The organism is Rhodococcus sp. GQ147 (assembly GCF_059759155.1).
Map to the genome: position 1 here is coordinate 416,933 of NZ_JCAXDU010000002.1, position 21,147 is coordinate 438,079.

Annotated in this window: 19 protein-coding genes; 8 read left to right on the forward strand and 11 right to left on the reverse strand. The window is 68.5% G+C overall.

Annotated features, from left to right (window positions below; all coding sequences use genetic code 11):
* Positions 1-21: 21 nt before the first annotated feature.
* Positions 22-1,116 carry a DUF5336 domain-containing protein gene (locus AC6CID_RS04350; RefSeq protein WP_498353617.1) on the reverse strand — a complete coding sequence of 365 codons (1,095 nt, stop codon included), beginning with the start codon at positions 1,114-1,116 and terminating at the stop codon, positions 22-24.
* Between the two features lie 83 nt (positions 1,117-1,199).
* Here AC6CID_RS04350 and AC6CID_RS04355 point away from each other — a divergent pair, with 83 nt between their 5' ends.
* Complete coding sequence (locus AC6CID_RS04355; RefSeq protein WP_498353618.1) at positions 1,200-1,823, forward strand: IMPACT family protein; 624 nt, start codon at positions 1,200-1,202, stop codon at positions 1,821-1,823.
* A 68-nt stretch (positions 1,824-1,891) separates the two neighbouring features.
* Here AC6CID_RS04355 and sucD read toward each other — a convergent pair whose 3' ends face one another.
* Together sucD and sucC are read right to left on the reverse strand one after the other, a co-directional pair.
* Positions 1,892-2,794, reverse strand: coding sequence for a succinate--CoA ligase subunit alpha (sucD, locus tag AC6CID_RS04360; protein ID WP_006553762.1), 903 nt, complete (start codon positions 2,792-2,794; stop codon positions 1,892-1,894).
* 16 nt (positions 2,795-2,810) lie between these two features.
* Positions 2,811-3,980 carry an ADP-forming succinate--CoA ligase subunit beta gene (gene sucC, locus AC6CID_RS04365; protein WP_006553761.1) on the reverse strand — a complete coding sequence of 390 codons (1,170 nt, stop codon included), beginning with the start codon at positions 3,978-3,980 and terminating at the stop codon, positions 2,811-2,813.
* 442 nt (positions 3,981-4,422) lie between these two features.
* On the opposite strand from sucC, the gene AC6CID_RS04370 reads away from it, so the two are divergent.
* Positions 4,423-5,412 carry a M23 family metallopeptidase gene (locus tag AC6CID_RS04370; RefSeq protein WP_498353619.1) on the forward strand — a complete coding sequence of 330 codons (990 nt, stop codon included), beginning with the start codon at positions 4,423-4,425 and terminating at the stop codon, positions 5,410-5,412.
* Positions 5,413-5,522: 110 nt separating this feature from the next.
* On the opposite strand, the gene pcrA is transcribed toward AC6CID_RS04370, so the two are convergent.
* The gene (gene pcrA, locus AC6CID_RS04375) at positions 5,523-7,901 is read right to left on the reverse strand and encodes a DNA helicase PcrA (protein ID WP_024103168.1); all 2,379 of its coding nucleotides are present in this window, start codon (positions 7,899-7,901) and stop codon (positions 5,523-5,525) included.
* A gap of 234 nt (positions 7,902-8,135) precedes the next feature.
* Between pcrA and AC6CID_RS04380 the strand changes: the two genes are divergently transcribed.
* On the forward strand, positions 8,136-8,471 hold the full coding sequence (locus AC6CID_RS04380) for a chorismate mutase (RefSeq protein WP_006553758.1): 336 nt from the start codon (positions 8,136-8,138) through the stop codon (positions 8,469-8,471).
* 104 nt (positions 8,472-8,575) lie between these two features.
* Here AC6CID_RS04380 and AC6CID_RS04385 read toward each other — a convergent pair whose 3' ends face one another.
* On the reverse strand, positions 8,576-10,027 hold the full coding sequence (locus AC6CID_RS04385; RefSeq protein WP_498353620.1) for an NAD-dependent succinate-semialdehyde dehydrogenase: 1,452 nt from the start codon (positions 10,025-10,027) through the stop codon (positions 8,576-8,578).
* A 119-nt stretch (positions 10,028-10,146) separates the two neighbouring features.
* Between AC6CID_RS04385 and pgi the strand changes: the two genes are divergently transcribed.
* On the forward strand, positions 10,147-11,784 hold the full coding sequence (gene pgi, locus AC6CID_RS04390; RefSeq protein WP_498353621.1) for a glucose-6-phosphate isomerase: 1,638 nt from the start codon (positions 10,147-10,149) through the stop codon (positions 11,782-11,784).
* Between the two features lie 19 nt (positions 11,785-11,803).
* Here pgi and AC6CID_RS04395 read toward each other — a convergent pair whose 3' ends face one another.
* From AC6CID_RS04395 to AC6CID_RS04405, 3 genes are all read right to left on the reverse strand, one after another.
* Positions 11,804-12,595, reverse strand: a complete 792-nt coding sequence (locus AC6CID_RS04395) for an FAD:protein FMN transferase (RefSeq protein WP_033096735.1) — start codon at positions 12,593-12,595, stop codon at positions 11,804-11,806.
* Between the two features lie 97 nt (positions 12,596-12,692).
* Positions 12,693-14,315 carry an acyl-CoA dehydrogenase family protein gene (locus AC6CID_RS04400; RefSeq protein ID WP_019289855.1) on the reverse strand — a complete coding sequence of 541 codons (1,623 nt, stop codon included), beginning with the start codon at positions 14,313-14,315 and terminating at the stop codon, positions 12,693-12,695.
* A 4-nt stretch (positions 14,316-14,319) separates the two neighbouring features.
* Positions 14,320-14,982 carry a TetR/AcrR family transcriptional regulator gene (locus AC6CID_RS04405; protein ID WP_024103164.1) on the reverse strand — a complete coding sequence of 221 codons (663 nt, stop codon included), beginning with the start codon at positions 14,980-14,982 and terminating at the stop codon, positions 14,320-14,322.
* A gap of 59 nt (positions 14,983-15,041) precedes the next feature.
* On the opposite strand from AC6CID_RS04405, the gene AC6CID_RS04410 reads away from it, so the two are divergent.
* Both AC6CID_RS04410 and AC6CID_RS04415 read left to right on the forward strand, forming a co-directional pair.
* The gene (locus AC6CID_RS04410) at positions 15,042-16,265 is read left to right on the forward strand and encodes a hypothetical protein (RefSeq protein ID WP_220666724.1); all 1,224 of its coding nucleotides are present in this window, start codon (positions 15,042-15,044) and stop codon (positions 16,263-16,265) included.
* A gap of 55 nt (positions 16,266-16,320) precedes the next feature.
* Complete coding sequence (locus tag AC6CID_RS04415; RefSeq protein ID WP_033096738.1) at positions 16,321-17,847, forward strand: carboxylesterase/lipase family protein; 1,527 nt, start codon at positions 16,321-16,323, stop codon at positions 17,845-17,847.
* A 58-nt stretch (positions 17,848-17,905) separates the two neighbouring features.
* Here AC6CID_RS04415 and AC6CID_RS04420 read toward each other — a convergent pair whose 3' ends face one another.
* From AC6CID_RS04420 to AC6CID_RS04430, 3 genes are read right to left on the reverse strand one after another with little or no spacing between them, the layout of a single operon-like run.
* Entirely contained in the window at positions 17,906-18,232 is a 327-nt protein-coding gene (locus AC6CID_RS04420; RefSeq protein WP_006551553.1) for a cupin domain-containing protein, read from the reverse strand.
* Positions 18,233-18,267: 35 nt separating this feature from the next.
* Positions 18,268-18,753 carry a dihydrofolate reductase gene (locus AC6CID_RS04425; protein WP_452585444.1) on the reverse strand — a complete coding sequence of 162 codons (486 nt, stop codon included), beginning with the start codon at positions 18,751-18,753 and terminating at the stop codon, positions 18,268-18,270.
* The gene (locus AC6CID_RS04430; RefSeq protein ID WP_039583962.1) at positions 18,753-19,553 is read right to left on the reverse strand and encodes a thymidylate synthase; all 801 of its coding nucleotides are present in this window, start codon (positions 19,551-19,553) and stop codon (positions 18,753-18,755) included. Before AC6CID_RS04430 ends, AC6CID_RS04425 begins: the two co-directional genes overlap by 1 nt.
* Positions 19,554-19,626: 73 nt before the next feature.
* Here AC6CID_RS04430 and AC6CID_RS04435 point away from each other — a divergent pair, with 73 nt between their 5' ends.
* On the forward strand, positions 19,627-20,493 hold the full coding sequence (locus AC6CID_RS04435; protein WP_498353622.1) for an Fpg/Nei family DNA glycosylase: 867 nt from the start codon (positions 19,627-19,629) through the stop codon (positions 20,491-20,493).
* A 10-nt stretch (positions 20,494-20,503) separates the two neighbouring features.
* Positions 20,504-21,147 (forward strand): tellurite resistance/C4-dicarboxylate transporter family protein (locus tag AC6CID_RS04440; protein ID WP_498353623.1); only part of this gene is annotated, 644 nt, incomplete at its 3' end.

Sequence of the window (21,147 nt, forward strand, 5' to 3'; positions counted from 1 at the left end):
TCGTGGTGTCAGGCGCGCCGATCACCGCTGGTCGTCCGGTGCGCGGAAGGCCTGCGTGGCGTCCTGGTCGCCGGTCGCAGTGGTCCCGGTCTCCTCGCGACGTTCCGTGCCCGTCGTGTCGTCATCGGACACTGTGCCATCCGCCCGGGTGGCTGGGCCGTCCGCCCGGGTGTCGGTGTGGTCCGTCGAGTCCTGAGCGCCGTGCGGTTCCTGGACCGGGTACTGCTGGGTCGGCTGCGCACCCGTGTACTGCTGGCCGGCGCCGTACTGCTGGGCACCGGAATACTGTGCTCCCCCGCCGTACTGCTGAGCGCCCGGGAACTGCTGAGCGCCCGGGAACTGCTGGGAACCGGGGAACTGCTGGGCTCCGCTGTACTGCTGCCCGCCGTACTGCTGGGCGCCCGGATACTGCTGGGAACCGCCGTACTGCTGCGACCCCGAATACTGCTGCGCGCCGGAGTACTCCCCCGACGTCTGCTGTCCGGGATACGCCTGGTGTCCGGGATGCGGCGCACCGAACTGGGACTGCCCGCCGACGGCTCCCTGCTGCGAGCCGTAGGGCTGGCCGTATCCCTGCGGACCGTAAATCTGCGGCGAACCGGAGCCCTGGGGCTGACCTGTTCCCGCACCGGTCCCGAATCCCTGGTACTGCCCGGCGCTCTGCGGCGACCCGAAGGAACTCCGCTCACCCGACCGGCCGGACACGAGGATGCCGAGGCCGAACAGCAATGCGACGAGCGCCAGCGCGAACTGCAGGAAACCGAGGACGAGGATCGTCACGCCGCCCCACGCGATCCCGGTGTCCTCGGGCAGATGGAAGAGCTGGAACAGGGATGTCACGAAACCGACGCCCGACGCCGCGACGGCCACCGCACGCAGGTCCTGGCCGGGGAGCAGCGACAGCGCCGCGCTCACACCGCCGAAGAGCAGGAAGGCCAGCGGCACGACGGCGAAGCCGAAATCGAAGGACGTGAGCGCCACCTGCGAGCCGAAGGTGATGTTCACGAAGGGCGTGAGGCCGAGGAGGAAGTTCACGGCACCGAGCACGGCCACCGCGAGTGGCAGCAACAACGGCACCACCTTGCTCTGGGCGGATGCGCCTGCGGGGAATGTCATCGATTCTCCTGCCGTCGATCGGTGTGTGTCGGTCACTCGTCCTGCAGTCAACAGCCTAGGGACTACCCGAGAGAATGGGGTCCATGCCGCACACTCTCGCCCCGGGCCCCGACGTCGTGGTCGAGACGGAGGTGAAGCACTCGCGTTTCCTCGCCGCGGTTCGTCGTGTCGACACGGCCGACGCCGCGCTCGCCTTCGTCGACGAACAACGCCGACTGTATCCCGATGCCCGACATCACTGCTGGGCGTTCGTGGTGGGTGACGACCCGTCGGCGCGTGCCGAGCGGTCGAGCGACGACGGGGAGCCGGGCGGCACGGCCGGCATCCCGATGCTGCAGGTCCTGCACCACCGGGATCTGGTGAACGTCGCGGTGGTGGTAACCCGATGGTTCGGAGGGATCAAGCTCGGCGCGGGCGGGCTGGTGCGCGCGTACTCGGGTGCGGTCGCGACGGCCTTGGACGAGGCGCCCCTCGTCGAGCGCAGGCAGCAGGAGAAGTTCACCCTCGCGATCGATCACGGCGAAGCGGGTCGCGTGGAGGCGGAACTGCGCGGCCGCGGGGTCGCAGTGCTCGACGTGGCCTATGCGGACCAGGTGGTCCTCACCGTCGCGGGGCGCGAGCGGAGCGAACTGGAGGGCTGGGTGGCGTCACTGACGTCCGGGGCGGGCGAACTCGAACCCGCGGGAGTCGACTGGATCGACTCCTGAAACGGCGCGTGCGCGCCTCCCGATGGCGGAACGCCACCGGAAGGCGCGCACGGAAGGCGACGCTGCTGTCAGAGCGACTGCAGGATCTCGCGAGCGAGCGCAGCGGTCTCGGACGGCGTCTTGCCGACCTTCACGCCAGCCGCCTCGAGAGCGTCCTTCTTGGCCTGAGCGGTGCCCGAGGAGCCCGAGACGATGGCGCCGGCGTGGCCCATGGTCTTGCCCTCGGGAGCGGTGAAGCCTGCGACGTAGCCGACGACGGGCTTGGTCACGTTGGCCTTGATGTAATCGGCCGCGCGCTCCTCGGCGTCGCCGCCGATCTCGCCGATCATGACGATGACCTTGGTCTCCGGGTCCTTCTCGAACGCCTCGATGGCATCGATGTGGGTGGTGCCGATGACCGGGTCGCCGCCGATGCCGATGGCGGTCGAGAAGCCGTACTCGCGCAGCTCGAACATCATCTGGTAGGTCAGGGTGCCCGACTTCGAGACGAGGCCGACCGGACCCTTGCCGGCGATGTTCGCCGGGGTGATGCCGACGAGCGCCTCACCCGGGGTGATGATGCCGGGGCAGTTGGGTCCGATGATGCGGGTCTTGTTGCCCTTCTGGACGTTGTACGCCCAAGCGTAGGCGGAGTCCTGCACCGGGATGCCCTCGGTGATGACCACGAGCAGCGGGATCTCCGCGTCGATGGCCTCGACGATGGCGTCCTTCGAGAAGGCCGGGGGAACGAACGCGATCGAGACATCGGCGCCGGTCTCCTTCATGGCCTCGGCGACGGAGCCGAAGACGGGGAGCTCGACCGGGTTGCCGTCCTTGTCGGTGTGCGAGACCGTCGTGCCGGCCTTGCGGGCGTTCACGCCGCCGACGACCTGGGTGCCGGCCTTGAGCATGAGCGCGGTGTGCTTGGTGCCCTCGCCGCCGGTGATGCCCTGGACGATGACCTTGGAATCCTTGGTAAGGAAGATTGCCATTGTTCTGTGTGTCCCTTTACTTCGCTGCGAAGGCGAGTTCGGCCGCCTTGTCGGCAGCCTCGTCCATGGTGGCGACGACCGTGACCAGCGGGTGGTTGGCCTCGGCGAGGATGCGGCGACCTTCGTCGACGTTGTTGCCGTCGAGGCGGACGACCAGCGGCTTGTTGGCCTCGTCGCCGAGGATCTCGAGGGCCTTGACGATGCCGTTCGCGACCGCGTCGCACGCGGTGATGCCACCGAAGACGTTGACGAACACGCTCTTGACCTGAGCGTCGTTCAGGATGACGTCGAGACCGGCAGCCATGACGGCCGCAGAGGCGCCGCCACCGATGTCGAGGAAGTTGGCGGGCTTGACGCCGCCGTGCTTCTCGCCTGCGTAGGCGACGACGTCGAGGGTCGACATGACCAGGCCGGCGCCGTTACCGATGATTCCGACCTCGCCATCGAGCTTGACGTAGTTGAGGTCGTTCTCCTTGGCCTTGAGCTCGAGGGGATCCGTGGCGTCCTTGTCCTCGAACTCGGCGTGGCCGGGCTGACGGAAGTCGGCGTTGGCATCCAGGGTGACCTTGCCGTCGAGGGCGAGGATCTGGTCGTCCGGGGTACGGACGAGGGGGTTGACCTCCACGAGAAGAGCGTCTTCCTTGACGAAGACCTCCCACAGCTTCTGGATGGTCACGGCTGCGGCGTCGAGGACCTCGGCGGGCAGGTGGCCCTTCTCGGCGATCTCGCGCGCGAACGCGAGGTCGACACCCTTGACGGCGTCGACGGGGACCTTGGCGAGGCGCTCCGGCTTGGTGGCGGCGACCTCTTCGATCTCCATGCCGCCCTCGACCGAGCACATCGCCAGGTAGGTGCGGTTGGTGCGGTCGAGCAGGAAGGAGATGTAGTACTCCTCCGCGATGTCACTGGCCTCGGCGACCAGGAGCTTCTTGACGATGTGACCCTTGATGTCGAGCCCGAGGATGTTCTCGGCGTGGGTCTGCGCGTCGTCTGCGGTGGCGGCGTACTTCACGCCACCGGCCTTGCCGCGGCCGCCGACCTTGACCTGGGCCTTGACCATGACCGGCTTGCCGATTTCCTCCGCGATCTCGCGGGCACCGGCGACAGTGTCGGTAACACGGCCGGCCGACGTCGGCACGTCATGCTTGGCGAAGAGTTCCTTCGCCTGATATTCGAAGAGATCCATCTGCTCACCGTCTCGTCTGCGTTCACGCCCGCTCCGGGGTATCGAGCGGGTCGTTTCGGACTCTAGTTTCTCGGCCGGGCCGCGGATCACGCGCGGCAGTCCCATGTGGCACAGGTCACGCGCGCGTAGGTCCGGGAACGACTTCGCAGTTCCCCTCCCGGGACGTGGCGGGCGCCACGTTCGAGCGGAGCACTCGGTTCAGAATGACAGGTACCCACTCGCTCCCCGACACCGGATCCCACGCTGCCGCGATGCAACAGACTCGTGACGTATCGGAAAACAGTGTTTGGAGCTCCGGACGCTGGGGCATGTCCCAATTTGCCCCGGTTTGCACTGTGATGCCACTCACATAACGTCCGCCGGACGAACTACGGCTTGCCACCCCCGCGATCACTTCGTTACCGTCGCCTGGTCGAAGTAACGATGAGGTCACGAACGGAGGATGGCGATGCGCTCTGGTAACCCGAGTGCCGAGAGCCGAACCCGCCGCCCCGAATCGGCACCCGAAGACTGGAATGCCTGGGAAGCCGCCACGATGGACTTCCGTAACACCGGCCCCGGTTCCGAGCCCACCTACTACTCCGACTCCTTCGGCCATGCCATCCGCGACGACCGCTTCGCGCAGGATCGTCGCGACGAGAGCACCGACGTCACCGCTCCCGCATCCCGCGGTGGAGCCCATCGACTTCCCACTCCCCCCACTGCCCTCAAGGGCCGCGCCGCAGTCTTCGCGGTCGCCGCAGGCGCCGTGGTCGCCGCGGGCCAGGCCGCAGCCAATGGTGGTCCGGGACAGAACACCGAGCACTCCGAGGTCGCTCTCGCCGCCGGCGAAGCCGATTCCTCGATCATCACGGCCACCGCAGTGCCGCAGGCCGCACAGTTCGCGCCGAGCGCCGACGCCGAGCCGTCGCAGGCCCCGCAGGTGCTCAACATCGCCGACCCGAACGACCTGTCGCAGTTCTCGAATCTCCTGGCCAAGGGCCAGCGATTCAGCGAGGAACGCGCTGCGCGCGAGGCCGCGGCCCGTCGCCCGCTGTTCGTCCTCCCCGCCGCGGGGTCGTTCACCTCGAACTTCGGCGCACGCTGGGGCACCCTCCACGCCGGCGTCGACATCGCAGGCCCCATCGGCACCCCGATCCTCGCGGTCGCCGACGGTGAGGTCATCGATTCCGGCCCGGCTTCCGGCTTCGGCATGTGGGTCCGCCTCCTCCACGCCGACGGCACCATCACCGTGTACGGGCACATCGACCAGTCCCTGGTGACCGTGGGTCAACACGTCATGGCCGGCGACCAGATCGCCACCATGGGCAACCGCGGCTTCTCCACCGGCCCGCACCTGCACTTCGAGGTGCACCTCAACGGCGTCGACAAGATCGATCCCGTCCCGTGGCTCGCCACCCGGGGTATCGCCCTCGGCATCCAGCGCGACTGACCGACCTCGCCGCCGTACGTTCGGCGTGCGTCCCGTTCCGCCCTCTTTCCCGCTTCGGCGCGGACCCGCTCTTTCGTGCGAATCCGCGCCTGACACAGGCTTTCAGGGCATCACAGTTTGATCATCGGCACACCGCCGACGAGCATCAACCGCACCTTGCCGGCACTGCCGAAGTCGATCACGACGGTGGCCGTGGGGCCCGAGCCCCGAGTTTCGAGAACCGTTCCGAGACCGTACTTGTCATGGCTGACGCGGTCGCCGACGTCGAGCACCAAGTGGTTGTTGCGTCCGCGCGCCGCACCGAAACTCGGTGTTCCCGAGGATCCGCGCCGCTCGCCCGCACCGAACCGTGAACCAGTGCCCGAGCCGATCGCCTGACCACGGGCGGGCGTGGGCTCGAGGCGTCGCCAGTCGATGAGGTGCTGCGGAATCTCTTGCAGGAAACGAGATTCCGGATTGGTGAGCGGCTGCCCCCAGGACGAACGCAACACGGCCCGCGTGAGATAGAGACGACGCCGGGCGCGCGTGATGCCGACATACGCGAGTCGCCGTTCCTCGGACAGCTCGGCCGGATCGCCGAGGGCACGCATGTGCGGGAACTGGCCGTCCTCCCAACCGGTGACGAACACAACCGGGAACTCGAGGCCCTTCGCGGTGTGCAACGTCATCAGCGTGACCACACCGGCCTCGTTCTCCGGGATCTGGTCGGCGTCGGCGACGAGCGAGACCTTCTCGAGGAACGCCGCGAGCGATCCTGGTTCGGGATCCCCCTCTTCACGTTCGTCGTCGACGATCCCGGCCGCGTTACGGACGTCGGCACTGAATTCCCTTGCCACGCTGACGAGTTCGTGGAGGTTGTCGAGACGGGCGCCGTCCTGCGGGTCGTCGCTCGCCGACAACTCGGCGCTGTATCCGGTGCGATCGAGGATCGCCTCGACGACGTCGCCGATGTCCACCATGTCGTTGCCGTCGGCGTCGCTCGCGACGAGCATCGCCCGCAGGCCGTCCATCATCTCGACGAAACCGGCGATCGCCTTCTGCGCCCGCGTGTTCAGCAGCGCGACCTTGCCGGCCGCGGCGTCGGCGAGGGCCTGCCCGAAGCTCACACCGAGCCGCTCGGCGTGCACCGCCACGCACGCCTCGGCACGATCGCCGATACCGCGGCGAGGGGTGTTGAGGATGCGGCGCAGGCTCACCGTGTCGTCGGGGTTGTCGAGCACCTTCAGGTACGCAACGACGTCGCGCACCTCCTTGCGCTCGTAGAACCGCACACCACCGACGACCTTGTAGGGCACACCGTGCCGGATGAAGACGTCCTCGAACGCGCGGGAGGCATTGTTGGTGCGGTAGAACACCGCGATGTCGGAGTAGGTGGTGTCGCCGCCGTCGACGAGCCGGTCGATCTCGGCGGCGACGAACCGCGCCTCGTCGTGCTCGTTGTCGGCGACGTAGCCGGTGATGAGTTCGCCCTCACCCGAATCGGTCCACAGCCGCTTCTCGCGGCGACCCGTGTTCTTGGAGATGACGGAATTGGCCGCCGACAAGATGTTCTGGGTGGAGCGGTAATTCTGTTCGAGCAGGATCGTGCGCGCCTGCGGATAGTCGCGCTCGAACTCCTCGATGTTGCGGATCGTGGCGCCGCGGAAGGCGTAGATCGACTGGTCGGCGTCGCCCACCACGCACAGTTCGCTCGGGGGGACGGCGGATTCCTCCTCCGGATCGCCCACGAGGGTGCGCACCAGCACGTACTGCGCGTGGTTGGTGTCCTGGTACTCGTCGACCAGGACGTGACGGAACCGGCGCCGGTAGTACTCGGCGACCTGCGGATGCGCCTGCAGCAGCGCCACCGTCTCGCCGATGAGGTCGTCGAAGTCGAAGGCGTTCGCCGTGCGCAGGCGCTGCTGGTAGTGCGCGTAGACCCGAGCGACGACGCGGGTGAGTTCGGTGGCCGCCGAATCGGTCTCCGCCTCGTGGGCGGCTTCTTCCGGCCCGATCAATTCGTTCTTCAGGTTCGAGATCTGTGTGGACAGCAGCCGGGCGGAGTACTTCTTGCTGTCGAGTTCGAGATCCTTCGCGATCATCGTGAGCAGACGACGGGAATCGTCGGCGTCGTAGATCGTGAAATTCGAATTCATGCCCTGCAGGAGACCCGCCTGCGCGCGCAGGATCCGGACGCAGCTCGAGTGGAAGGTCGAGACCCACATCGCATTCGCGCGCGGCCCCACCAGAGCCGCCACCCGCTCGCGCATCTCGGCGGCGGCCTTGTTGGTGAACGTGATGGCGAGCACCTGACCAGGGACGACGCCGCGCTCGGCCAGCAGATAGGCGATGCGACGCGTGAGCACCGCAGTCTTGCCGGAGCCCGCGCCCGCGACGATCAGCAGCGGGGCTCCTTCGTGCGTGACCGCTTCCCGCTGCTGCGGATTGAGCCCTTCGAGAAGAGCATCGGATCCGGGGCGGGAGTTTGCGAGCGCGACGGGAGTGTTCATCGTTTCACCAAACTACCGGACCGTTCGGACAACGGATCCGGACCACACAGTCGATCAAGCCGAGTGGCAGGGCCTACATGGTGAGTGGCAAACTGGAGACCATGTCTTCTGTCCTTTGCAGGCTCGGATCGAGTTCCGGTTGTCGCTGTCGATTCCCGACTGCCGGCCCGACCCGATACCGGTAACAGCCGCTCCCATACGGGCGATCCTTCAGAGCAGATGCGAGGAGACGACATGAGCACGCACATCGATTCTTCCCTTTCCGGCGAGCCGGACCAGGCGAACGCCGGAACACCGGCCGCGACCGACGACACCGCAGTGCCCACCGAGGCCGAGATCGAGGAGCTCCGCAAGGAGATCGATCGTCTCGACGCCGAGATCCTGGCCGCGGTCAAGCGCCGCACCGAGGTCTCCCGCATGATCGGGCGTACCCGCATGGCGTCCGGCGGTACCCGTCTCGTGCACAGCCGCGAGATGAAGGTCCTCGAGCGGTTCAGCGAGTTGGGCCAGGAAGGCCACACCCTGGCGATGCTGCTGCTCCGCCTCGGGCGTGGCCGCCTGGGCCACTAACGGCGTGGCCGTCCGCGTCACTGACGGCGAGGTCGTCCGCGTCACTGACGGCGAGGTCGTCCGCGTCACTGACGGCGAGGTCGTCCCGACCATCGCCGAGTTCCCTACTGCAGGGCGATGTACTTGGTTTCGAGGAATTCCTCGATGCCTTCGGTACCGCCCTCGCGTCCCAGCCCGGAATCCTTGATTCCGCCGAAGGGGGCCGCGACATCCGAGACGACACCGCGGTTCACACCGACGATGCCCGTTTCGAGCGCATGCGACACGCGCAGGGCCCGGTCGAGGTCGCGCGTGAAGATGTAGGCAGCGAGCCCGTAGCGGGTATCGTTCGCCGCTGCGAGGGCTTCCTCCTCGGTGTCGAAGCCGGTGACGGCCGCGACCGGCCCGAAGACCTCTTCCTGCAGGATGCGGGCCTGCTTCGGCACGTCGTCGAGCACGGTGGCCGGGTAGAACCATCCCGGTCCGTCCGCGGGTTCACCGCCCAGGCGCACCGAGGCACCCGCCGACACCGCGTCCTGCACGAGTTCGATCACGGTCTTCTTCTGGTTCTCGTTGACCAGGGGGCCCAGCGTCGCGTCGGGGTCCGTTCCCGGCCCGAGCTTGTACGACGCCATGCGTTCGGTGAGCTTGGCGACGAAGGCGTCGCGCACCGAGTTGTGGACGTGGAAGCGGTTCGCGGCCGTGCAGGCCTCTCCCCCGTTGCGCAGCTTGGCTGCCACCGCGCCCTCGACCGCGGCGTCGAGGTCGGCGTCCTCGAAGACGACGAACGGCGCGTTGCCTCCGAGCTCGAGCGAGGTGCGCAGCAGCGAACGACCGGCCTTCTCGGCGAGCATGCGCCCGACCTCGGTGGAGCCGGTGAAGGTGAGCTTGCGCAGCCGGGGATCCTCGAGGAGCGGCCCGGTGACCTCACCGGCATGTGAAGACGGGAGCACCGACAGGACACCCTTGGGTAGTCCTGCCTCGTCGAAGAGCTGCGCGAGCAGCTGGATCGTGAGGGGCGTCTCGGACGCGGGCTTGACGATGATCGTGCATCCCGCCGCGAGGGCGGGACCGATCTTGCGGGTTCCCATCGCGAGCGGGAAGTTCCACGGTGTGATGGCCAGGCAGGGACCGACGGGTTGTTTCGTCACGAGAACGCGACCGGTGCCGGCAGGGGCGGGCGTGTAGCGACCGGCGATGCGGACCGCCTCCTCGGAGAACCATCGCAGAAATTCGGCGCCGTAGGTCACCTCCGATCGGCTCTCCGGTAGTGCCTTACCCATCTCGAGTGTCATGAGCAGCGCGAAGTCGTCGGCGCGTTCGGTGATCTTCCGCCACACCGTCCGCAACAGTTCGGCGCGTTCTCGCGGCGGGGTCGCAGCCCATTCCGGACCGGCCGCGACGGCCGCGTCGAGGGCCCGCAAGGCATCACCGGGCGCGGCATCGGCGACACGGGTGAGTTCGTCACCGGTCGCGGGATCGTGGACTCCGAAGGTGGTTCCGTTCTCGGCCGCCACCCACTCACCGCCGAGGAACAGGTCGGTGGGGACGGACCGAATCAGTTCTGCAGCATCCATATGCCCCATCATGCGCGTCGCGGTCGCTCGCTGTGGGAAACCGAGGGATCCCTTCGTCACACACCGGGGCCCAGTTGCACACCGGGCGCACCGTGTCGGGGCGCACTACTGTCGACGACATGAGCGACGTAACCGCAACGGCACCGTGGAAAGCTCTGGAAGACCATCGCGACCGGCTCGAATCGGTGTCGCTGCGGCAGTTGTTCACCACCGAACCCGACAGGGTCTCGGCGTTGACGGTCCCTGCCGGGGATCTGGTGATCGATTTCAGCAAACAACGCCTCGACACCCCGGTCGTGCAGGCCCTGCTCGAGCTCGCCGACACCGCGGGGATCGCCGCGGCTCGGGAGGCGATGCTCTCGGGTGCGCACATCAACGTCACCGAGGATCGGGCGGTGCTGCACACCGCCCTGCGTCTGCCCCGCGATGCGCAGTTGATCGTCGACGGGGTCGATGTCGTCGCCGATGTCCACGCCGTGCTCGACCGGATGGGCGAGTTCACCGACCGCCTCCGCAGCGGCGACTGGCGCGGCGCCACCGGGCAGCAGATCACCACGGTGGTCAACATCGGCATCGGCGGCTCCGATCTCGGCCCGGCGATGGTCACCCGCGCCCTGCGGCGTTTTCACGACGGGCCGGCGACGCGGTTCGTCTCCAACGTCGACCCCGCCGATCTGACCGCGGCACTGGCCGACCTGGACCCGGCGACGACCGTGTTCATCGTCGCGTCGAAGACGTTTTCCACCCTCGAAACCCTCTCCAACGCCACCGCCGCCCGCCGCTGGCTCGTCGACGCCCTCGGGGAGGACGCGGTGGCGAAGCATTTCGTCGCGGTGTCGACGCACACCGAGCGGGTGGTCGAGTTCGGCATCGACCCGGCGAACATGTTCGAGTTCTGGGACTGGGTCGGCGGCCGTTATTCGGTCGGCTCGGCGATCGGGCTGGCGGTGATGTGCGCCATCGGACGCGAGCGGTTCGTCGAGTTCCTCGCCGGCATGCACACCATCGACACCCACTTCGCCACCACCGCCCCGGCACAGAACGCACCGTTGCTGGCGGGGGTGATCGGGGTGTGGAATGCGAGCATCCTCGGTTATCGGTCGCGCGCGGTGGTGCCCTATGCGCAGGATCTGGCGCGGCTGCCGGCCTATCTGCAGCAGCTGACCATGGAATCGAACGGCAAATCCGTGCGCGCCGACGGCACACCGGTGGTGTGTCCGACCGGGGAGGTGTTCTGGGGTGAGCCCGGTACCAACGGTCAGCACGCCTTCTTCCAGCTGTTGCACCAGGGCACCGAGATCGTCCCCGTCGACTTTCTCGGCCTGGCCCGTAGCGGCGACGACCTACCGGCCCGCGACGGGCAGACCAGCATGCAGGTGTTGTTGCTGGCGAACATGTTCGCCCAGGCCAAAGTGTTGGCCTTCGGGCGTGATGCCGACGAGGTCCGCGCCGACGGCGTCGATGAGGCGTTGGTGGCGCACAAGGTGATGCCCGGGGATCGGCCGTCGACGACGATCCTCGCCCCGGAACTGACCCCGTCGGTGGTCGGGCAGATCATCGCCTTCTACGAACATCAGACCTTCGTCCAAGGCGTCGTGTGGGGGATCGACTCGTTCGACCAGTGGGGCGTCGAACTCGGCAAGACCCAGGCCACCGCCCTGCAGACGGTGCTCGCCGGCGACGAGATCCCCGACACCGGCGACGCGTCCACCGACCACCTGATCGAGGTCTACCGCACCCTGCGCGACGGAGCCTGATCGCATCCTGCTCGAGAGATCAAGCAGCCTTCGGATCGGACCAGGCCGTGGTGGTCCGGACCCGTCCGTGCGTGTCGACGAGACGCGCCGGCAGGTCGTACTGTTCGAGCCACGACAGGGCTCCGATGCCCCGCTGCAACGCCGTCGCCGCGGCCGCATGAGCCCACACAGCGTCGGGAGCGATGACGCTGACGAGACGCCACCGCTCGGGGTCGGCGACGTCGCTGGTGTGCGACGCCATCGCCGATCCGGCCGGCAGTTCGACCGAGCCCCGGTCCGGGAGCGGCACCTGCCATCCCCCGGCAGGCGCGTGCCCCGCGGTGGCCATCACGTCGCCGATGCGCACGAGCGCCCCGCATTCGAGCAGATTCGCGACGAGCGCCGCGGAGTAGTCGACGGTGTCGGCCACGGCCGTCGCGCCGAGTTCGAGACTCACCCCGAAAGGAGCGAGCACGATGTCTCCGTCGATCTGCACGTCGCGGTAGGTGGGGATGGGATGGATCGGCGGGATGGCTCCGGCATCGACGGAGGCGTCGTCGGAGTCGACCGGGGTGATGGTCCCGCCCGTCATGCGGGCCGCCCACAGCGCCGACCGCACCATCGATGCCAGTCGGGGGCTCATCGTGACCGGAGTGCCCTGCGCGAGGTTGACGGAGTGGATCTCGGCGTCGCCCCGGCGGCTGTCGCTCACCGCCTCGGATTCGGCGACGACGCCGCGCACGATCATGCGGGCACGGTGCAGTGCATGCGGCTCGGTCACCGCGAGTGCGATCTGCCGACCCCACTCCCACCATTCGTTGCTGCCGATCATGACGGGCTCCACCCGTAGTCGATTCCTCGCAGGACGTATTCCAGTATGCCCTCGACCTGAGACGGGTGACAGCGCCGCAGGATCGGACCCGCCCTCGTCAGACCCGGTCGAGGATCGCGGCGGTGTCCACGCCGGTCGGCAGTGTGCCCATCGCGATGCCCCAGTCGTCGTCGAGCCGACTGCGGCAGAACGCCTCCGCAACGGCGGGATGTCCGTGCCGGACGAGCTGCGCGCCCTGCAGGGCCAGGGCCATGAGCTCCACGACCCGCCGTGCCCGGTACTCGGCGTCCTCGAGGTCGGCGAGTTCCTTGCCGATCCGGGCGATGGCCGAATCGAGCCGCGGATCGGCACCTTCCGCAAGCCTGACCTCGGTGAAGAACGCCTCGACGGTGTCGGGTTGCCGCGCCATTGCACGCAGCGCGTCGAGTGCCGCGACGTTGCCGGATCCTTCCCAGATCGACATGAGCGGCGACTCGCGATAGAGCCGCGGCATGCCCGATTCCTCGGCGTAGCCGTTGCCGCCGAGGCATTCGAGGGCTTCGGCGGCGACCGCGGGTGCCCGCTTGCACACCCAGTACTTGGTGACGGCCAGCGCGATGCGGCGCAGGGCGGCCTCCTGCTCGTCCCCGGCGGCGCGGTCGGTGGCCCCGGCCAGACGCATCATCATCGTCGTCGCGGCATCGGACTCGACGACGAGATCGGAGAGGACGTTGCGCATGAGCGGCTGGTCGACGAGCAACGCGCCGAACGCCTTCCGGTGACGGGCATGGTGAACCGCGCGCAACGTCGCGATCCGCATGTTCACGGCCGAGCCGATGACACAGTCGAGTCGCGTCATGTTCACCATCTCGATGATGGTGTTGATGCCGCGACCTTCCGGGCCGACGAGCCAGCCGATCGCGTTCTCGTACTCGATCTCGGAGGAGGCGTTCGACTTGTTGCCGAGCTTGTCCTTCAGCCGCTGGATGCGGATGGCGTTGCGGGTGCCGTCGGGCAGGACGCGCGGGAGCAGGAAGCACGACGGTCCGTGCTCGGTCTGCGCGAGCGTGAGGAACAGGTCGGACATCGGCGCGGACGTGAACCACTTGTGCCCGACGATCGTGTACGAACCGTCGGCGTTGGGGGTCGCGGTGGTGGTGTTGGCGCGGACGTCGGAACCGCCCTGCTTCTCGGTCATCGACATCCCGGCGATCAGGCCACGTTTCGTGGAGGGTTCGCGCAGCCCGAAGTCGTAGTGCGGCGCGGCCAGCAGCGGCTCGTAGCGCTCGGCGAGTTCGGCGTTGTGGCGCAGCGCCGGGATCGCGGCGTAGGTCATCGAGATCGGGCACATGTGCCCGGCATCGGTATGCCCCCACACGTAGAACTTCGCGGCACGGGCAACGTGCGCGCCGGGACGCGGGTCGCGCCAGGGTGCCGCGTGCAGGCCGTTCTCGACGGCGACGGTCATCAGGTCGTGCCAGTGCGGATGGAACTCGACCTCGTCGACGCGGTGGCCGTAGCGGTCGTGGGTGTGCAGCACGGGCGGATACTCGTTGGCGAGCCGCCCCCAGTCCTGGGCACGGGCGGTGCCGGCGAGGGCGCCGAGTTCGCGGACCTCGTCCTCGGCCCAACTCGCCCCTTCGCGGCGCAGTCCTTCGAGGAGGGCGGGGTCGTCGGCGGCCCCGTAGGGCTCGAGGTCCGGTACCTGGTTGAACACTTCGTGGGTGGCGGGGAAATTCACGGCTTCACTCCTGAGTCGTTCCGGAAGGCAGATGCCCCGCCGCTCGCAGTACGAGGACGACGAGGTCGGGGACGGTGGATCCGGCCGCGCTGTCTCGAAGGCGACCGTCGGCCGCACTGTCTCGAAGGCGACCGTCGGCCGCGCCGGGGAGGCGACCGGTGAGCACCTCACCGACAGCCCCGACGAGCGCCGCGGCGGTGAGCTCGACGTCCTGTTCGGGGAATTCACCGGTCTCGACGCCGTGGCGCACGGCGTTCGCGAAGGCCGCTGCGAAGGCGCGGCGCAACACGAGTCGTTCGGCGTCGACCGCGGCGTCGACCGGTTCGGCGAGCAGGGCGTAGGCGAGGGTGGGATTGCGCAGCGCACGGCGGGAGAAGGTGTCGACCACCGCGGTCACCCGGTCGGCACCGGATCCGGTTGCGGCCGCGGACGTCACGGCCTCGACCTCCCGCTCGCACAGTTCCCGGAAGATCCGCACCATGAGATCGGACTTGTCGACGTAGTGCCGGTAGACGCTGCCGGTGGCGACGCCGGCCCGTTCGGCGACCGCCGAGACGGACAGTCCGCTGTATCCGCGTTCGCTGAGCAGAGTCACGGCGGCAGCGGCGATGGCCTCGCGCTGCGCGTCGAGTCGCTCCTGCACTGCGGGTGTCCGCCGGTACGCCACACCAAGGATTGAACCTCGGTTCAGTGCTTCGGTCAACGGTCGGCGCTACGGTCGGGATTGTGAATCGCCTGAGCGTCGTGGACGAGATGTTCCTCCACCGCCACAAAGGAACCGGCCTGCCGTCGGTGATGCAGGGTCTGTGGCGCACCGACGAGACCGTGGACGCGACCCTGTTGCTGTCCCTGCACGACGTGCTGTCCGAAGGCCCGCTCGGTCGCCGTGTAGTCCGTCCCCGGGTTCCCGGCGCACGCCCCCGCTTCGAACCCAACACGCACGTCCATCCACTGCGCTATCCCGCGACCCCCATCCCCGACGACGAGCTCCTCGCCTGGGCCGACGAGCACGCGAACGTGGACGTCGATCCCGAGCTCGGTCCCGGCTGGGCGGTCGCCGCGACCCGACTCACGAGCGGCGGCACCGCACTGTCGATCGTGTGCTCGCACGTCCTGACCGACGCGCGGGGATTCGTCCGCGCGGTCGCCGACGCGCTCGCCGACCGGCCGCGACGACCCGACCCCGGTCGCCAATCCGACCTACGCGATGCGATGCAGTTGTTCCGGAAGGTCGGCAGCGGGCTGCGCCGCGTGAAGTACACACCTCGCACGGAGAAACCGCGCGCGCCGCAGACGGTGCACTCGCGACCGCGCACCGCGCTCGTCGACGTCGACGCGGCGCAGTGGAAGGCCGTCGCGGCCGCGGAGGACGGCAGCCCGAACGCCCTGCTGCTCGCCGTGTCCGCCGGTGTCGCCCGGCGCGCCCGCATCCCGTTCCCCGTGCGCATCTCCGTTCCGGTCGACGACCGGAAGGAGGGAACCGTCTCCAACGGCGTGTCGATGGTGGGGATCACCGTCGACGACGGCGACACGCTCGCCTCCATCCGGGCCCGCGCCGCGCACGCCTATTCGCAGCCGCGGGAGGGCGCGCCGCACAACATGCCGGCCGAGATCCTGCAACTCCTCCCCGACCGGATCGCCGCCCGCGTCGCGCGCGGTGCCGGTGAGCGGGACCTGTTGTGTTCCAACATCGGCGCGGTGCCCCGCGAGCTCACCACGCTGGGCCCGTACCGCACCACCGGGATCGCAATGCGCGCTATGCACCCGGGACTCGACACCCGGCCGGCCCGCACCACGACCCGCCTGTCGGTCTACGCCTGCCACACCGACGAGCGGTACACCCTCGCGTTCGTCGCCCTCGACGAGGAGCGCTTCCCCGACACCGCGACGCTGCACACCTACGTACGGGCAGAGCTCGCGGGCCGAGGCCTCGAGCCCCACTTCTGGTGACGTCGACGGTGGACACGGCGGCTACCGTGACGCCCCGTCACGTACAGTGCGGAGCATGACGCCCGAGACCCACGTCACATTCGCCGACGGAACCGTCCGCGGCACCCGGCTCGACGGCCTCCTCGCCTGGCGCGGCATTCCCTACGCCGCTCCCCCGGTGGGCCCGCTGCGGCTGCGGGCGCCGCAACCGGTCGAGCCCTGGACGGGAGTGCGCGATGCGACGCAGTTCGGAAATGCCGCCCCGCAGCGTCCGCGCTACGCCGAGACCGGTCGTCGCGGGGTGCGAGTGCGTCCCGACGAGGACTGCCTGACCCTCAACGTGCTCGCCCCCGCCGGTCGGGTCCATGCACCGCGACCGGTCATGGTGTTCATCCACGGCGGCGCCTTCACCCTCGGCACGAGTGCCCTGTCGGTCTACGGCGGCGAGTCGCTGGTCCGACGCGGCGACGTAGTCTACGTGTCGATCAACTACCGTCTCGGAGCGCTCGGCTATCTCGACTTCGGGTCCTTCTCCACCGATTCGGTCCGATTCGATTCCAATCTCGGTCTGCGCGACCAGGTGGCGGCGCTCGAATGGGTCCAGCGCAACATCGCGGCCTTCGGCGGCGACCCCGACAACGTGACGATCTTCGGCGAGTCCGCCGGCGGCACCTCGGTGACGACCCTGCTCGCGACACCCGCCGCGCGCGGACTGTTCTCCGCCGCGATCGCACAGAGCCCGGCGCCGAATCTCGTCGTCACCTCCGACCGCTCGGCCGAATGGGGCCGGAAGTTCGTCGAACTGCTCGGTGCCGATCCGGATACCGCCGCGCAGGCGCTGCTCGACACCTCCCCCGTCGAACTCGGGCGGGTGGGATCGCGCCTCGGGGCGCAGGTACTGCGCGCGACTCCCGGTCTGCATCCCTTCGGCCCGGTCGTCGACGGCGATTTCGTTCCGCTCCAACCGCTCGAGGCGTACGAGACGGGCGCGGCGCATCCCGTTCCGCTCGTGCTCGGGACGAACGACCGCGAAGGTGCACTGTTCCCGAAGTTCCTCGACGCGCTGCCGACGAACCCTCGGCGGATCGACGCACTGTTCGCCGCGACAGATCCCGAGGCGAAGGATCGCATCACGGGGATCTATCCGGGATATCCGGACGAGCGTGCCGCGATCGATCTCGGCGGCGACCTCACCTTCTGGTATCCGTCCGTGCAGTTCGCGCAGGCACATTCGCGTTTCGCGCCGACCTTCATGTACCGCTTCGATCTCGCGCCGCGAGTGCTGCGCTGGACGGGCTTCGACGCGACGCACGCGGTGGAGTTGCTCGCGGTCTTCGACCAGACCGACGAACCGCTCGGCCGGGCGCTCACGGCACTCGGTGGGCGACGCGGCCTGCGGACGGCCGCCGGGGCGATGCAGCGCCAGTGGCTGAACGTGGCCCGGCACGGTGAACCACTGCCGTCGTGGCCACCCTACGACGAGAAGGACCGCGCGACAGTGATTTTCGACGAGGTCACGCGCATCGAGCACGATCCGCGTCGCGAGCGCCGCCTCGCGTGGGAGGGCTACCGCGGGTACGCCGCTCCGGCACCTGTTCAGTAAGCGCCGCTTCTCGACGCGCGCAATGAGCGTCGCTACTCGGCGCGTGCAGTGAGCGACGCTACTTGGCGACGGTGAGCAGGAAGGCGACGTCCTCGATGGCGCTGACGCTGTGCCGGACCGGCGGGATGATGATCATGTCGCCCGCCGAACCCTTCCACACGTCGTTGCCGGCGACGAGCTGGAGCTGACCCGACAGCACCTGCAGGGTCGCCTCGCCCGGGCTGTCGTGCTCGCCGAGTTCGTGCCCCGCCAGCAACGCGACGACGGTCTGCCGCAGGTGCTTGGTATGCCCACCGAAAACCGTCTGGGAGCTGCGTCCGCTGCTGGACGTCGCTGCGAGTTTGAGCTGCTGCCGTGCCATGGCGGTCAAGGAGAGCTTGTCCATGTACCGCAGTATCGCTCAGATGCCGCCGCGAGAACTCAGCTTCGGGCGTACCGGATCCAGCGGAACCTGATTCCCTTGGTGGACGTCAGCCATTCTCCGGGATCCGCCACCCACTCGGGCCCGATCGGAGGTGCGGTCGCATCTCCTGCGACGTCGAGGTCGACCTCGGTCACGAGCAGCTGCTTCGCGAACGGCATCGCCTGCGCGTAGATCTGGCCCCCACCCATGACGACGACCTCGTCCTCACGGGCGAGTGTCAGTGCGTCCTCGAGGCTCGTCGCGGTCTCGGCGCCCTGGGCCGACCACTCGACGTTGCGGGTGACGACGATGTTCCGGCGTCCCGGTAGCGGCCGGAACCTCGGCGGCAGTGAATCCCAGGTGAGCCGGCCCATGATCACCGGCTTTCCCATCGTCGCGTCCTTGAAGAACGCCATGTCCTCGGGGATGTGCCACGGGATGGTGTTCTCCCGGCCGATCACACCACCACGTGCCTGAGCCCAGACGAGGGTGACATCCCCCATCAGACGGCCACCGGCGCCTTGATCGCCGGGTGGTGCCGGTAGCCGACCACCTCGACGTCCTCGTAGCGGTAGTCGAAGATCGAGTCGCGCGGGTGCAGCTTCAACGTCGGGTAGGGATACGGATCACGGGTGAGCTGCTCCGTGACCTGCTCGATGTGGTTCGAGTAGATGTGGCAGTCGCCGCCGGTCCAGATGAACTCTCCCGGCTCGAGTCCGGTCTGCTGCGCGACCATGTGGGTGAGCAGCGCGTAGCTGGCGATGTTGAACGGCACGCCGAGGAACATGTCGGCGCTGCGCTGGTAGAGCTGGCAGCTGAGCTTGCCGTCGGCCACGTAGAACTGGAAGAAGGCGTGGCACGGCATGAGCGCCATCTTGTCGAGCTCGGCCACGTTCCACGCCGAGACGAGGATGCGCCGCGAATCGGGGTCGGTGCGCAGGGTCTCGATCACCTGGCCGATCTGGTCGATGTGCTGCCCGTCGGGGGTCGGCCACGAGCGCCACTGCACGCCGTAGACCGGGCCCAGATCGCCGTCGGGTGCGGCCCACTCGTCCCAGATCGTCACGCCGTGCTCCTGCAGCCACTTGACGTTGGAGTCGCCGCGCAGGAACCACAGCAACTCGTAGACGATGGACTTCAGGTGCACCTTCTTCGTGGTGATCAGCGGGAAGCCCTCGGACAGATCGAAGCGCATCTGATGGCCGAACAGGCTCCGCGTGCCGGTTCCGGTACGGTCCGCCTTCTCCGCGCCGGTCTCGAGGATCAGGCGCATCAGGTCTTCGTAGGGCGTCGACACAGTCACGAGCGCAGTCTATCGGTGGGTCGAAGGTGTCCGTCGCCACCCGCGAACGGCCCGGCGACCGTAGCCTGTTCCCATGCCCGAGCTCCCCGAGGTGGAAGCACTTGCGGTGTTCCTGCGCGAGCACGCGGTCGGCAGCGTCATCGGACGCATCGACGTCGCGGCGCTGAACGTACTGCAGACGGCCGACCCGCCGATCACGGCGCTGCAGGGACGCGACATCACCGGAGCGGTGCGCTTCGGCAAGTTCCTCGCGATCGACTGCTCGGGGCTGCACCTGATCACGCACCTGTCGCGCGGCGGCTGGTTGCGCTGGCTCGACGAACCGTCGCAGACTCCCCCGAAACTCGGTCGCGGTCCGCTCGCCCTCCGCGTGCACCTGTTCGCCCCCGACGCGACGACACCGGCCTTCGATCTCACCGAGGCCGGCACGAAGAAGCGCCTCGCGGTCTGGATTGTCGACGATCCGCAGCAGGTGCCCGGCATCGCCCGCCTCGGCCCCGACGCGCTCGCCCTCACCCGCGACGAGTTCGCCGAGCTCCTGACCGACAGCACCTCGCGCCTCAAGACGTTGCTGATCGACCAGAAGATTCTCGCGGGCATCGGCAACGCCTACTCCGACGAGATCCTGCACGTCGCGCAGCAGTCACCGTTCGCGACCGCCGGCAAGCTCACCGACGACGCGGCGACCGCCCTGTACGGGGCGTTGCGGTCGGTGCTGACCGATGCCGTCACGCGCTCGGTCGGGCAGGACGCGGCGCGCCTCAAGGGCGAGAAACGGTCGGGGCTGCGCGTGCACGGCCGCACCGGTGAGCCGTGCCCGGTGTGCGGCGACACCGTCCGCGAGGTCTCCTACACCGACCGTTCGTTCCAGTACTGCCCGACCTGCCAGACCGGAGGGAAGGTCCTCGCCGACCGGCGGATGTCCCGCCTGCTGAAGTAGCGGGCACGCAGTGCAGGCCCCTTCCCGTCTCCGCGAAGAAGTCCGCATCCTCGCGCCGGGTTACTTCGCCTTCGTCATGGCCGGCGGAATCGTGTCCACCGGACTCCACCTCCGCGGTTTCCACCTCGCATCGGCCGTGCTGCTGATCGTGTCCGCGATCGGATACGCGACGCTGGTGGCCCTGTCGGTGTGGCGGTTCTTCGCGTTCCGCGACGAGGTCCGCGCCGATCTCGCCGATTCCGGACGGGCGTTCGGCTTCTTCACCTTCGTCGCGGGCAGCAACGTGCTCGGCGTACGCCTGATGATGGACGGCTGGCATTCCACCGCGGCCGTACTACTCGTGGGCGCGGCGGCGACGTGGCTGGTGCTCGGATATGTCGTCCCGTGGACCGCCGTGCTCGGCACGGCGGAGCGTCCCGTCCTCGCGAAGGCGAACGGAACGTGGTTCATCTGGGTCGTCGCCAGCGAGTCGGTGGCCATCGCCGCGGCCACGCTCCAACCGGTCTACCGCGAACTGGACCGGCTCCTCGCCGCCCTCGCGGTGTTCACCTGGGGCGTCGGGCTGTTCCTGTACGCGGCGGCCGGCGTCTTCGCCGCGGTTCGGATGTTGGAGTACCCGTTGCGACCCACCGACCTGACCGCCCCTTACTGGGC